At 50.4% G+C, this 13576-nt stretch carries 12 protein-coding genes; 6 read left to right on the top strand and 6 right to left on the bottom strand.

Annotated features, from left to right (window positions below):
• Nucleotides 1-80 precede the first annotated feature (80 nt).
• A complete protein-coding gene (locus N7E60_RS11050; RefSeq protein WP_269597495.1) occupies nucleotides 81-212 on the top strand; it encodes a hypothetical protein in 132 nt (43 codons plus the stop codon).
• Nucleotides 213-415: 203 nt separating this feature from the next.
• Here the strand turns inward: N7E60_RS11050 and N7E60_RS11045 are convergent, their stop codons facing one another.
• Nucleotides 416-1540 carry an ISAs1 family transposase gene (locus tag N7E60_RS11045; RefSeq protein WP_269597162.1) on the bottom strand — a complete coding sequence of 375 codons (1125 nt, stop codon included), beginning with the start codon at nucleotides 1538-1540 and terminating at the stop codon, nucleotides 416-418.
• 146 nt (nucleotides 1541-1686) lie between these two features.
• Here N7E60_RS11045 and N7E60_RS11040 point away from each other — a divergent pair, with 146 nt between their 5' ends.
• Nucleotides 1687-1839: a helix-turn-helix domain-containing protein gene (locus N7E60_RS11040; RefSeq protein WP_269597494.1), complete on the top strand. Its 153-nt coding sequence runs from the start codon at nucleotides 1687-1689 to the stop codon at nucleotides 1837-1839.
• A gap of 128 nt (nucleotides 1840-1967) precedes the next feature.
• Here N7E60_RS11040 and N7E60_RS11035 read toward each other — a convergent pair whose 3' ends face one another.
• On the bottom strand, nucleotides 1968-2393 hold the full coding sequence (locus tag N7E60_RS11035; RefSeq protein WP_131825264.1) for a hypothetical protein: 426 nt from the start codon (nucleotides 2391-2393) through the stop codon (nucleotides 1968-1970).
• The gene (locus N7E60_RS11030; RefSeq protein ID WP_332301850.1) at nucleotides 2383-3342 is read right to left on the bottom strand and encodes a hypothetical protein; all 960 of its coding nucleotides are present in this window, start codon (nucleotides 3340-3342) and stop codon (nucleotides 2383-2385) included. The genes N7E60_RS11035 and N7E60_RS11030 overlap by 11 nt, the downstream gene beginning before the upstream one ends.
• 507 nt (nucleotides 3343-3849) lie before the next feature.
• On the opposite strand from N7E60_RS11030, the gene N7E60_RS11025 reads away from it, so the two are divergent.
• Nucleotides 3850-5412, top strand: coding sequence for an AbgT family transporter (locus tag N7E60_RS11025; protein ID WP_269597493.1), 1563 nt, complete (start codon nucleotides 3850-3852; stop codon nucleotides 5410-5412).
• Nucleotides 5413-5510: 98 nt separating this feature from the next.
• Nucleotides 5511-6029 (top strand): tRNA adenosine(34) deaminase TadA, encoded by a 519-nt coding sequence (gene tadA / locus N7E60_RS11020; protein WP_077455538.1) that lies wholly within the window; start codon nucleotides 5511-5513, stop codon nucleotides 6027-6029.
• Here the strand turns inward: tadA and N7E60_RS11015 are convergent.
• Entirely contained in the window at nucleotides 6026-6187 is a 162-nt protein-coding gene (locus tag N7E60_RS11015; protein ID WP_167314748.1) for a hypothetical protein, read from the bottom strand. The genes tadA and N7E60_RS11015 overlap by 4 nt on opposite strands.
• A gap of 7 nt (nucleotides 6188-6194) precedes the next feature.
• A complete protein-coding gene (gene mltF, locus N7E60_RS11010; RefSeq protein WP_069590696.1) occupies nucleotides 6195-7664 on the bottom strand; it encodes a membrane-bound lytic murein transglycosylase MltF in 1470 nt (489 codons plus the stop codon).
• A 363-nt stretch (nucleotides 7665-8027) separates the two neighbouring features.
• Between mltF and purL the strand changes: the two genes are divergently transcribed.
• Together purL and glnB are read left to right on the top strand one after the other, a co-directional pair.
• Entirely contained in the window at nucleotides 8028-11918 is a 3891-nt protein-coding gene (gene purL / locus N7E60_RS11005) for a phosphoribosylformylglycinamidine synthase (RefSeq protein WP_269597492.1), read from the top strand.
• A 148-nt stretch (nucleotides 11919-12066) separates the two neighbouring features.
• Nucleotides 12067-12405, top strand: a complete 339-nt coding sequence (glnB, locus tag N7E60_RS11000; protein WP_069590688.1) for a nitrogen regulatory protein P-II — start codon at nucleotides 12067-12069, stop codon at nucleotides 12403-12405.
• 78 nt (nucleotides 12406-12483) lie between these two features.
• Here the strand turns inward: glnB and N7E60_RS10995 are convergent, their stop codons facing one another.
• The gene (locus N7E60_RS10995) at nucleotides 12484-13101 is read right to left on the bottom strand and encodes a YitT family protein (protein ID WP_269597491.1); all 618 of its coding nucleotides are present in this window, start codon (nucleotides 13099-13101) and stop codon (nucleotides 12484-12486) included.
• Between the last annotated feature and the right edge of the window lie 475 nt (nucleotides 13102-13576).

Raw genomic sequence — 13576 nt, 5'->3', positions numbered from 1 at the left:
CAACGCAGTTGCGGTGCGACGTTCATAGCCTTGCGAAGCAGGGCGCCCCAAGATTGGGGTAGGGGTTGAGAAGAGAAAGTGTGCCCGCGATGTGCGGCGGTGGCCATGACGCTGCCCAGCGTGGTGCGCTTGCTGACCGTTGTTCGCTGGGCGATGTGCGTGATGGCCAACTTGCCGTGGAGCGCGGGCGCGGCTTTAGTCCTGTAGTGTGAGGCAGACCAAACACAGCGGCTCACAAGCTCTTTCAAATAACAGAGGTAAATCAGATAATAAGCGCCATGATTGCAGTATTGGCAGGAAGCCAGTTAACAGGGAAGTAAGGGTAGTATGGCAGGCAAGAACAAACTCGATACCTTCGAGAAAAGACTGGAATATGCTCGAAAGCGCCAATCACTCAGGGCGAGATTACGTATGCTCAAATTTCAGTCAACCCTTTGATTCCGGCCAGTACAATTTGCTCTAAATAAGCAACATTCATCGATGCCATCTTCTGCTTGCGTCTAATACTTGCCTTTTTGCTGCTCTCTAACCGAAGCATATTAAGAGCCATGTGACGCACGCCAGCGAGAATCTCCGCCGCATGCCCACGATAAATTTGGCACGCATCCTCATTCATGGTCACATCGAGAACCCAGTGGAGTCGGTTTTCTATCTCCCAATGACCACGAACTGCCTCGGCAAATCGTTCCGGTGTCAGTGTCGCTGAACTAATGTAATAGCGGTATTCCAGTGATTCTTCTCCCTTTGAGTCAATGCGATAGCTAATAGCAACACCGACCGTTTGAAGCGCTTGCCAGTCGGGGAAATCTATCGCCAGTTTCTGCGCTGGCATGACGTAATATTCGCGTGCTTCGATGCGTCCATGCCCGTGCTCAATGTCGCATTCTGGGCTTATTTTAACTAACGGTGCCAGGGCTTTTTGAACCGCTTTCTCCAAGCTTTTTTGATTGCCTTTGACTGCGAGTAAATAGTCACCACCTTGCTCAACAACTTGCTTGGCGATACCTGTTTGGCAACCCATAGCATCGATGGAAACCAAGCATCCCTTGATGTCCAACAGGTTGATGAGTTCGGGTATCGCTGTGATTTCATTCGACTTGTCTTGAGTCTTAACCTGGCCCATTACCACACCATTCGCTGTCGCAAAGGCACTGACCATGTGGAGAGTGGATTGCCTATCTTCTCGGTTATAGGAGCTACGGAGCACCTTCCCGTCGATAGCAATCAGAGCGCCGTTAGCGTGCACGTTGACGGCCTGCATCCATTTCAAAAAACAGTCCTGAAACTGGTCAGGTTCGATGGAAGAAACCACTCTGGCAATCGTGTCATGAACGGGAATGCCTTGAAGGAACAGGCCTTTATCTTGCAGCCAATCAAGGTGTGCTTCGCCAAAGTCTTCAATGTCTTCCCATCCCTCCATGCCAGCAATGGTGGCGCACACCGTTAGGAATAAGATATCGAACAAAGGGTACGAAATTTTGGCTGATTGTCGTGTGTCTTGGATAACAGAAAAGTACTGAGAAAAAGCATCGATGGACATCGTGAACTCCCGTCAAAAAGGGAGTATATGATCACAGCGATAAGTGATCGTCAAACTGATCTACTTTGCTCAAAATTCGTTCGTGATCTTGCCCTGGCCAATCACTCTCGCAAGTTGCTGCAGCGAAATCACTTCGCGTTGCGCGGATGACCTATATTGATTGGGAAAAAGGAAAGCGCTCCCCCACTCTCGAGACCGTGGTCAAAATCAGTCACTGCTTAGACATTGATAAACACTGGCTCGCATTTGGTGTATTCGGTGTCGAGAATAAACAACAACTTGAAAAGATCTACGAATAGTAGCACTGCAGGAAAGGAAGCGGGTTTCATGGAGTAAAGGATTGATAGTAATTATAAGAGAACAAGAATATCTTTAATTATTAAGAGCATTCTTGTTCTCTATAAAAGGTTTATGTTTATAGTAGAAATCACTCAGAAGAACATATATCAGGTGACAAAGCATAAGTCCGGCTAGAGTATTTTAGTCCTAAATCTCTTTTCGATTCACACTCAACATAACCACGCTCGTTAAGTTCTTTCTTTGTTTTTTCTGTTATATACCAGCCATATGTAAATGAAAGGACGACCAATGATAAAAAAATCATCAAAAATATTTTCGGCAGCCAATTTAAAGATCGACCTGAAATGAAGGTAACAACCATTATCAGAAATAAAATAACTGATAAACTAAACATAGCCAGCAAAGAAGCATTGTTAATAGGAGCGTAAACCTTAACAACACTTTCATAAGAAGAGAGTGAAGTTAACATCCTCAGAGAGAAATATCCACTTCCCCATAAAAACGGAATTAATAAAACCAAATACCCTGACGACTTGAAACGATTAATTTTCATTGATTAATTTCTCAATTTCTCTTTTCATCGGTTCGGTGAAATTATACTCGTCATCAATTTCTGAAACAATAAAGCCAATACCAAAAGCAGCGATAGTAAATACACCTAATACTGCTACAGTAGGCGGCGCAATGAAAGTCGCTATTACACCGCTAACGAGTAATGTAAAGCCTTGCGCGATGACTCCCGCCACAACGCCTTTAGCAACATCTGCAGAAAATTGACCAACCACTTCGCCTAATGTTTTTTCATTGTGAAGCATATAGTCAACGGCATTTACAGCGCCACTAAAAACAACTTCGACATAAACATTGCCTTTAAGGAAGGTGATATTACCTTTCACTGTATTGAGTGCATGTCCCAACTTTAGCATCTGGGGAGTGGCTGCTTGCCAGCGCGGGCCAATATCTAGGTAACGGGGTTTGTAGTTTTCAACCACTATGTTCATCACACCGTTGATGTTAACGGCTTTCGCTGTCGCTCCCAATCCTCCCAGCTCTTTCGCAACTTCATAGGCTCCTTTCAAGCCAGTTGCTACGCCGGTGTAGTCCTTACCCGCTGATAGCTGCCCATGCGTATCTTGCATAAAGGCGTCTAAATACTCATTTGCTTCTTCTAGCGTTAATACAGCAAGGCGAGTGTTCCTTTGTTGCGAATGATCCCATTGGTACTCTTTTGCCACTTCGCGTGCGTCTTCGAGCAACGCTTCATCTGTAAACGGATAAACCTGTTCTGACGGCTTTCTTTTGGCAAGCACCTCTGCTCTGTGCTTGGCATAGCGATCTTCGTTGGCTTGCACATACTCCCATGCTTGATCGCTTTGTTCGAAGCGAGCCTTGCGGTGGCGAGCGAGTTTTTCTTGTTGTGTTTCTTTGGCCGCTGGAGCTTCTGGCTGTGTGTCCCCTTCAATCCAGCGCGTGTTTATTCGACTGATGTCCACTTTCATCATCTCGTGTTTCTACATAACGGCATGATATAACAGAAATTCCTGAGGCAAAAACTTGCCCGAGTAAGCCAACATAAAAATAAGTGCTTATATAACAGATGTTTATGGTGGGGGATGGGGCAGCGAAAAAACGGCTATTAATTTTCTATAAATTCGAAGCTTCTCCAATTAACGCCCAAACAAGGAGAGTTATTCAGCGAATAAAAATTGGCAATAAGAAGATAGCCAGTCAACACAGCGCTCAAGGTGAGCATCAAAGAGTCACTGTGCGACGTTTATTCTCTATTACTACGTGCTTTTTTGTTTCTAAATGTTTCAGGGTTATCCCGTCATTGCGGTTTTTTGTGCTGAAAAGCAAATATATCTGATGGTTAACATTTTGCTAACAGGGTGATGTGTAGCTAACTATGCTGATTTTTGCTTTACTGGGGCCGATATTTCATTAATTTGTCATTAAAGGCAGCGTCAGGGCATGTGCTGTGGCGACATTGAAACTATATGGAGTGAGCTGTGAGCAGTCAACTTAGTCAGTCAGCCGATGCTGACGGCCCGCGAGGGTTAGACCGTTTTTTAAATATGATTGAACGGGCAGGAAACCGTATTCCTGATCCGGCACTGTTGTTTTTCTGGGGCTTGATTACCGTTTGGGTACTGTCGGCCATTTTATCGCAAGTTGAGTTCGATGCCGTTCACCCGCTGACGGGGAATGCGGTGCAAGTGAACAACCTACTGACCGGCGATGCGCTCGCACACTTTTTAGCCAACATGGTTAACACTTTTACTGGTTTTGCGCCGCTGGGCATTGTTTTGGTTGCGATGCTGGGGGTGGGAGTGGCTGATCAGTCAGGCTTTATCACCACCGGTCTGAAGAAAATGTTGAGTGTGACGCCGAAGCAAGCGCTTACACCAATACTGATTTTGGTAGCGATTGTATCCCACACTGCCGCAGATGCAGGCTATGTGCTGGTGATCCCACTAGGCGGGATTATCTTCCATGCGGCGGGACGCCACCCATTGGCGGGGATTGCCGCCGCGTTTGCCGGTGTCTCGGGGGGATTTTCAGCGAACTTTATTCCGTCTGGCATTGATCCTTTACTCGCTGGATTTACCGAATCAGCCGCTCACGTATTGGATGATACCTATCAGGTGAATCCACTCGCAAACCTCTACTTTACCGGCCTGTCATCGATTTTGATTGTGGCATTAGGCTGGTTTGTAACTGAGAAAATCATTGAACCGCGCCTTAGCCGCACGCCGATTGATGAGGATGCTGAAGACGCTCCTGACCTTGGTTCATTCACGGCGATTGAAGGCAAAGCCTTTAACCGCGCAGGCTTGGCCATGTTGGTGGGAATTACTGCGCTTGTTGCTGCTGCGTTGCCGGAAACATCGCCGCTTCGCTCTCCGTCAGGGGAACTGACCGCATTTGATGCGCCGATTATGCAATCAATCGTACCGCTGATTTTCGTGCTCTTTATTATTCCGGGCATTGTCTACGGCAAAACTGCAGGTACCTTTAAAACCAGCCAAGACGTAATCAAATCCATGTCGGATACCATGGCGACTATGGGGGCGTACATGGTGATGGCGTTCTTCTGTGCGCAATTTTTGGCTGCATTTACCCAATCCAACATTGGTACTTTGTTAGCACTCAACGGCGCTGAGTTGCTGCAATCGATGAAATTGCCGGGTGAAATGACGATTGTGGGTATGATCCTGCTCACCGCCATGGTCAACTTACTGATCGGGTCGGCATCGGCAAAATGGGGACTGATTGGTCCGATTCTGGTACCAATGCTGATGGTTGTCGGCATTTCGCCTGAGCTATCACAAGCGGCGTATCGTGTGGGTGACTCTGTCTCTAACATTATTTCGCCATTGATGGTGTTCTTCCCGCTAGTGGTGGTGTATTGCCAGCGCTATGTGAAATCGACCGGGATTGGCACTGTGGCTTCGTTAATGATCCCATACTCCATCACTATGCTGGTGGGCTGGACGCTTTTCCTTCTGGCTTATTGGGCGGTTGGGTTGCCGTTGGGCATTCAAGCAAGCTATCAATACTTGGTTCAATAACGCGTTCCTACGTGACGACAGACAAGCCGGCCTTCGAGCCGGCTTATTTGTGTCGTATACTTGGCGCCATCTCAATGGGTGAAGTTACAGGGTTTTGAATGAGCGAGTTGCAAACGCCATCAAACGAGCACGAAAAATACATGCGCCACGCCATGACGCTGGCGGAAAAAGCCGAGCAAGAGGGTGAGGTGCCGGTCGGGGCTGTGGTGGTGTACCAAGGGGAGATTATCGGGACCGGATGGAACCGTTCAATTACCCAACATGATGCTTCTGCGCATGCGGAAATCATGGCACTGCGCCAAGCAGGTCAAGTGCTGGGTAACTATCGCCTGATTGATGCTGACTTGTATGTCACTTTAGAGCCTTGTCCGATGTGTGCGGCGGCTATGGTACATAGCCGTATTCGCAACGTGTATTTTGGCGCCTCCGACCCTAAAACCGGTGCGGCAGGATCGGTGATGAACTTGCTCAGTTACGAGGGCGTGAATCATCACGTGGCATCGCAAGGGGGGGTGCTTGAGGATGCTTGCCGTGAGCAGCTTCAAGCGTTTTTTCGTCGTCGCCGAGCCGAAAAAAAAGCCGCTAAAAAAGCGGCTCGAGAGCAGGGCGAGGGTTAAAACGCATCGTCAAAGGCGGCGAACTCGCGGATGGCAAACGTACGTTGTCGCCAAAGCACTTTCTTGTGCATATTTTGACGCATGCGCTTACGCCGGTTAGCGGCGGAAATCGTGTTTTTACGGAAGTTACTTCTCACGAGCCGTTTTCTCGGAACCATACTGCCCTCATTGCTGTTGCTGGTTAGCGTCGCTTTGTGGTGACGTTTCGTCAGTGTCTGTGACGGTTTCAGACTCTTGCTCAGGCGCTGGCGCGACAATGGTTTGTAGGCCGCCTAAGTCTTCAACCTGCTCATTGTCGAGCGCTTCAATATGCGCTTTTTCATAGCCTAGAATACTTTGATAATAACGGCGGATATTTTCGACGTAGCTTAACGCCTCGTATCCACGCGCATAGCCGTAGCGTGTTTGGGTATAGTATTGGCGCTTGGCGAGCATGGGCAGACGCTTCTTCACATCACTCCACGAGTTAGGGTTGGCCCCTTGTGCCTCCGTGAGGCGGCGTGCATCCATCATGTGGCCAAAACCGATATTGTACGAGGCAAGCGCGAACCAAATACGTTCATGCGGGTTCACGCTATCCGGTACGCGTTCCAATACCCGTTGCAGATAAAGGGCGCCGCCTTTAATGCTCTGCTCGGGATCAAGTCGGTTGCGTACGCCGACAGATTTTGCGGTCGGTAAGGTCAGCATCATCATGCCGCGCACACCAGTCGGTGAAATAGCGCGCGGGTTCCAATGTGATTCTTGATAAGACAGGGCGGCGAGTAAACGCCAGTCAAATTCATTGGCGTATTTTTTAAATAGCGGCTCCCACTTGGGCAGTTTGCTCTCAATCGCGCGCAAAAAGGCGCGGGTATCGACGTAATCAAACTGATCCACGTGACCAAAGTATTTCTCTTCCAAAATCGCCAGTTCACCGCTTTGAGCAAGGTCACCAAAAAATTCCACCATCAGGGCGTAAACGCTGCTATCGCCTTGCTTTTTCATAAACCAAGCGACTGGCTCGTCTTCGCTCAGTTCCATCGCGACGGTGATATCAGGGTGGGTGCGTTGGATCAGCGCAATGTCGACGGAGTCGGCAATGGTAAAGTCGATGTCACCATTCGCGACTTGTTTGAGGAGTTCGTCGTCATCGGCATCTTGGACGACTTGCCAAGACAGTGCAGGATGGGCTTGTTTCAGTGATTGCAATGTTAAGTCATGACTGGAGCCTTCAACCACTGCCATTACAGCATCATCTCGGTTGAAATCATCGACATCACGCGGTCGCCAGTGGCCATTTTTATACACGACTTGTTGGCTAACAAAATAGTACGCAGGACCGGGGCGAAAGGCGTCAAGGCGTTGCGGTGTGATGGTCAGGCCTGCGGCAATAATGTCAACATCGCCGCGCTCAAGGGCGGGAAAGAGCCCGGAGAGCGTGTAGGTAGGCGTCATTTCCAATTTTACGCCCAGCTTATCGGCAAAGCGCTTGGCTAAATCATAATCTAGGCCGGTTGGGCCATTAGGACCGATGTAATAAGAAAGCTGATTATTGAGTGTGCCCACTCTTAGCACGCCGCGATCGCGGATTTTTTCGAGAGTCGTACGGTCATCAAAATGCCAATCACAGCCCGCCAAAGGCAGGGTTAGCAGCACAAGGGCCACGCAGGCAATCCAAGATGGCAGAGTAAATCGACGCTGTCTCAAAGGCTGTTGCTCTTGTTGCGGGCCGGCGTGAAGACACAGGCCGTGATCAATGGACCCTCCATTCTACGTGAATAGGCGTCCGACCGATAGAGGGGAAATTTTTTGCGCAAACGGTTGCGTCAGGTGTGTTGCCCGCGAGGATTTTCCCCTATAATGGCCGCCGCTTGCTTAAAAGGCCAGCAAAAAATGGGCGTAAACCTGCAGACAGCAAAGGCTGCCAGTGTGAGTTGTGATACCCAAGTTTACATGCCAACGCGTGTTAATTTGGGTATACCCCTTTCACTAACTGCTAACGAGAGACGTACGCACATGGATATTTTGCGTGGTTCCCCCGCACTGTCTGAGTTTCGTGTCAATAAACTGCTGGCTAGCTGTCAAGCGCATCAGTTGCCAGTCACGGCACTGTATGCTGAGTTTATTCACTTCGCTGATTTGCATCACCCCTTGGATAGCGCGAGTCGCGAAAAGCTCGAAAAGTTGCTGACTTACGGGCCCACTTTACCGCCGCATGCGCCTGAAGGGACGCTGTTTCTCGTTACGCCTCGTCCCGGCACCTTGTCGCCGTGGTCATCCAAAGCAACCGATATTGCCCATAACTGTGGCTTGGACGCGGTGAAACGCTTGGAGCGCGGTACGGCGTACTATATTCAGTTATCTGCTCCTTTGACCAGTGAGCAACACGCAACCTTAACCGGATTGTTGCACGATCGGATGATGGAAGCTGTGTTCAGTGAGCTTGAGGCTGCCGCGGTGCTATTCGAGCAAGCGGAACCTGCGCCGATGCATAGCGTAGACATTCTATCAGGTGGCCGCGCCGCCTTAGTCGAGGCCAACCAAGCCCTAGGGTTGGCACTGGCAGAAGATGAAATTGACTATCTGGTCGAGAACTTCACCCAGCTGGGGCGCAATCCTAACGACATCGAACTGATGATGTTTGCGCAAGCCAACTCAGAGCATTGCCGACACAAAATTTTCAACGCCGACTGGACTATTGATGGTCAAAAACAGCCTAAGTCGCTGTTTAAAATGATTAAAAACACCTATGAGCAAACCCCAGATAACGTGCTGTCGGCGTATAAAGACAACGCAGCCGTGATGACGGGCTCAAACGTTGGGCGCTTTTTCCCCAGCCCTGACAGCCACACTTATCAATATCACCATGAGCCGGCTCATATTTTGATGAAGGTGGAAACCCACAACCATCCTACCGCGATTTCACCGTGGCCAGGCGCGGCAACAGGCTCTGGCGGTGAGATTCGTGATGAGGGGGCAACCGGTGTCGGAGGCAAACCCAAAGCAGGATTGGTCGGTTTTTCCGTCTCTAACCTCAAAATTCCCGGCTTTATTCAGCCGTGGGAGCGCGATTATGGCAAGCCTGAGCGCATTGCTACTGCGCTCGATATTATGCTGGAAGGCCCGCTAGGCGGCGCGGCGTTTAACAACGAATTTGGCCGACCTAACTTGCTGGGTTATTTCCGCACCTATGAGCAATTGGTGACCTCGCATGCCGGTGAGGAAGTGCGTGGCTATCACAAACCCATCATGATCGCCGGTGGTATGGGTAACATCCGCGACGGTCATGTGCAAAAAGGCGAGATTGACGTGGGCGCTAAACTGATTGTGTTAGGTGGTCCGGCGATGAACATCGGCCTTGGCGGCGGTGCAGCATCGTCGATGGCATCAGGCCAGTCGGCGGAAGACTTAGACTTTGCCTCGGTACAGCGTGAGAATCCAGAAATGGAGCGTCGCTGCCAAGAGGTGATTGATCGTTGCTGGCAGCTTGGCGACGATAATCCGATTGCCTTTATCCACGATGTGGGCGCGGGGGGACTGTCCAATGCGATGCCAGAGCTGGTCGATGATGGCGGCCGCGGTGGACGCTTTAACTTGCGTGACATTCCTAATGATGAGCCGGGAATGAATCCGCTCGCCATCTGGTGTAACGAGTCACAAGAGCGTTATGTCTTGGCGGTTAAACCGGAAAATATGGCGCTTTTCGAAGCCTTATGCGAGCGTGAACGGGCGCCGTACGCGGTGATTGGTGAGGCCACCGATGCGCGTCATCTGTCGCTTGAAGACAGCCACTTCGACAATACTCCTATCGACATGCCGATGGATATCTTGCTGGGTAAAGCGCCCAAAATGCACCGGGATGTGACGCGTCAGCAAGTGACAGGTACCGCGCTTAACACCCAAGGCATTGAGCTAGCGGAAGCCTGTGAGCGTGTTTTACGCTTGCCGGCGGTGGCGGAGAAAACCTTCTTGATCACTATCGGTGACCGTTCGGTGACCGGACTGGTTGCGCGTGACCAAATGGTCGGCCCTTGGCAGGTACCCGTCGCTAACTGTGCGGTGACGGCGGCCAGCTATGACAGTTATCACGGCGAGGCGATGGCGATGGGTGAGCGTACCCCAGCTGCCTTGCTCGACTTTGCTGCTTCTGCCCGTATGGCTGTCGGCGAAGCACTTACCAATATTGCCTGTGCCGATATTGGCAGCCTGACTAACATTAAACTGTCTGCGAACTGGATGTCCGCGGCAGGTCATCCGGGCGAAGACGCCGGCTTGTACGAAGCGGTTAAAGCCGTTGGCGAGGAGCTGTGTCCTGAGCTGTCACTGACCATTCCGGTGGGTAAAGACTCGATGTCGATGAAAACCCAGTGGCAGCAAGACGGTGAAAACAAAACCGTCACCGCTCCGATGTCGCTGATTATCACCGCCTTTGGCCGCGTGGAAGATGTGCGTCGTACCGTGACCCCACAACTGCGTACCGATAAAGGTGATAGCCACTTGATTGCGATTGACCTCGGTGAGGGCGCGCAGCGTCTGGGCGCAACCGCGTTGGCTCAGGTTTACCACCAGTTGGGCGATAAGCCTGCCGATGTCACCAGCAGCGCCCGCCTAAAAGGCTTTTTCAATGCGATGCAAACCTTGGTAGCAGAGCAAAAGCTACTGGCGTATCACGATCGAGCTGATGGCGGATTGTTCGTCACCTTGGCAGAAATGGCGTTTGCCGGTCACACCGGTATTGACGTCGACATCGCCCGTTTAGGCGACGATGCCTTGTCGGTACTGTTTAACGAAGAACTGGGCGCGGTGATCCAAGTGGCAGCGTCAGCTCTCGAGCGTGTTAATGCGGTGTTGGATGAACATCAATTAACCGCATGCAGTCACCTGATTGGCGGCTTAAGCGATAGCGATGAGATTATCTTGCGTCACAGTGAGGAGCCTATCTATCAAGCCAGTCGCCAGCACTTACGTCAGATTTGGGCTGAAACCACTTATCAGATGCAAGCGCGTCGCGATAATCCGGACTGCGCTCGTCAAGAGTTTGACGCCAAGCAGGAGGCCGATCCTGGGTTGCACGCCAGCCTGAGCTTTGACGTGCACGAAGATATTGCTGCGCCATATATCGCGACCGGTCAACAACCGACCATGGCTATTTTGCGTGAGCAAGGCGTGAACTCGCATGTGGAAATGGCCGCCGCCTTCGATCGCGCTGGATTTAACGCTGTGGACGTTCATATGAGTGACATTCTCTCAGGACGCGTTAGTTTGGACGGTTTCCAAGGGCTGGTGGCCTGTGGCGGTTTCTCTTACGGTGACGTGTTAGGCGCTGGTGAAGGCTGGGCGAAATCCATTCTGTTTAACAGCCGTGCGCGCGACCAATTTAGTGCCTTCTTTGGCCGTGAAGACACGCTAGCACTTGGGGTGTGTAATGGCTGCCAAATGCTATCGAACCTGCATGAACTGATCCCAGGCGCCGCACACTGGCCACGATTTGTTCGTAATGAGTCGGAGCGCTTTGAAGCGCGCTTTAGCCTGGTGGAAGTGCAATCAAGCCCCTCCGCCTTCTTTGCTGGGATGGCGGGTTCACGGATGCCCATTGCGGTATCGCATGGTGAGGGACGCGTTGAGGTGCGTGATGCAGAGCATCTGGCGGCTATTGAGGCGTCAGGCACGGTGGCGTTGCGTTACACCGATAATCACGGCCAGCCAACACAAGCGTATCCTGCCAACCCGAATGGCTCACCAAATGGCATTACCGCGCTGACCACTGAGTCGGGCCGCGTCACCATTATGATGCCGCACCCTGAGCGGGTATTCCGTACGGTTGCTAACTCTTGGCACCCTGATGATTGGGGCGAAGACAGTGCGTGGATGCGCATGTTCCGCAACGCGCGGGTCACACTGGGATAAGCCTTATACCAATCAAAGCCGCCAATCTATGGCGGCTTTTTAGTGATAAGCGTGAATCGATGGATGATTTTTTATCCGGCTGCGATACAATTTCAGCTAAACAACTGATCCATCAGGACCGGCTGCGGCCAACGAGAAGGATAACGGAATGAAAAAAATTGAAGCCATCATCAAGCCATTCAAACTCGATGACGTACGCGAAGCACTTGCCGACGTGGGCATCACGGGGATGACTGTCTCAGAAGTAAAAGGTTTTGGTCGTCAGAAAGGTCATACTGAGCTTTACCGAGGCGCTGAATACATGGTGGACTTTCTGCCTAAGGTCAAGCTGGAAGTCGTGGTCGCGAATGATGTCGCAGAACAGTGTGTTGAAACCATCATTGATACCGCACAAACCGGTAAAATTGGTGATGGTAAAATCTTTGTCTTCGATGTTGAACGCGTGGTGCGTATCCGTACCGGTGAGGAAGACGAAGAAGCGATTTAATATCGCGAGTTGGACTAATTCGGTAAGAAACAAAAAGCCAAGCGCGATGCTTGGCTTTGTTGTTTGTGTGGTGATTGGCTACGCGCCAGGGTTGGCCGGATGCGCTTGATAACGACCCGGCTTATGATTCATCGCCAAGACTAAGTTGAGCACAATCGCGCCAACCACCGACCACATCAAGAGATTGAGGTCAATGAGGAAGAAAGATAACGCCAGGATGGTACAGTCGATACCCATTTGCAGTTTTCCTGCCGAGATCCCAAACTTGTCCTGACAATAAAGCACCAGTACGTTAAAACCGCCTAAGCTGGCATTGTGGCGGAAAATCATCAACATGCCGACGCCCATCAGCAAGCCACCAATGACCGCACAATAGGCGGGGGCCAACCAAGTGATTTGAAAAAAGTAGGCGATATGGTCGGCCATCACGGACACCGCGCCACCGGCGAGTAAACTGCGTAATGCAAATCGCGGACTCATACGAAACCAAGCCATTACATAAAACGGGCAATTGCAAAGAAAATACAAAGTACCGAACGATAGGTCGGTAAATTGGCTGACTAATAACGCCAGGCCTGTGGTCCCCCCGGTTAAGAGTCCGGCCTGTTGCAAGAAAAATACCCCCTGGGCGACTAAAAACGCGCCCGAGGCGATAGCAATAATGTCTTCTTTAAAGCTGTGTTGATACTGACTCACACGGCTTCTCCCTACTTAATTAGCGTGATAAAAACAAAAACGTGTTAGCAACAAAAGCCCCGCCAAAACCCAATAGGCTGGCGGTTAAAAAAGGTTAATGGGAATTGCGGGCGCGGATTTTATCGCCAAATGAAAGTAATAAAAAGTCAGCCAAGTAAATCACTGGCTGATAGGATGTCAGCAATTTGATACTCGCGTGTAAATTGTTTACAGCGCACAATCTGCGTTTCTGTATGGCGGACTAATCTGGCACAACCGACGTATAAAAAAAACGGCCGATTGACACTACCTGTTGCAGTGGTTTTTTTGTAGAATGACGAACGCAGTAATGGCGGTAGCGTAAACGTTTGCGTCAGGCTTTTAAAACGCCGACTTTTCCGCCTGTTTGCCTTGGTTTAGTCACTTTAAATGTGTAAGGCGACTAACCCAAGGTGTGGTGCACTATGCCATATCAAAACCATTCGAGCTATCGGGC

This window comes from Salinivibrio proteolyticus (assembly GCF_027286365.1).
Classification (GTDB): Bacteria; Pseudomonadota; Gammaproteobacteria; order Enterobacterales; family Vibrionaceae; genus Salinivibrio; species Salinivibrio proteolyticus.
The sequence above is the reverse complement of the archived record's forward strand: the minus strand, read 5'-3'. Positions and strand labels throughout refer to the sequence as shown.

Coding starts and splice junctions, on each gene's coding strand:
- N7E60_RS11045 (WP_269597162.1), bottom strand. CDS start 1,540: ATGTCCATCGATGCTTTTTCTCAGTACTTTTCTGTTATCCAAGACACA.
- N7E60_RS11040 (WP_269597494.1), top strand. CDS start 1,687: ATGACCTATATTGATTGGGAAAAAGGAAAGCGCTCCCCCACTCTCGAG.
- N7E60_RS11035 (WP_131825264.1), bottom strand. CDS start 2,393: ATGAAAATTAATCGTTTCAAGTCGTCAGGGTATTTGGTTTTATTAATT.
- N7E60_RS11030 (WP_332301850.1), bottom strand. CDS start 3,342: ATGATGAAAGTGGACATCAGTCGAATAAACACGCGCTGGATTGAAGGG.
- tadA (WP_077455538.1), top strand. CDS start 5,511: ATGAGCGAGTTGCAAACGCCATCAAACGAGCACGAAAAATACATGCGC.
- N7E60_RS11015 (WP_167314748.1), bottom strand. CDS start 6,187: ATGGTTCCGAGAAAACGGCTCGTGAGAAGTAACTTCCGTAAAAACACG.
- purL (WP_269597492.1), top strand. CDS start 8,028: ATGGATATTTTGCGTGGTTCCCCCGCACTGTCTGAGTTTCGTGTCAAT.
- glnB (WP_069590688.1), top strand. CDS start 12,067: ATGAAAAAAATTGAAGCCATCATCAAGCCATTCAAACTCGATGACGTA.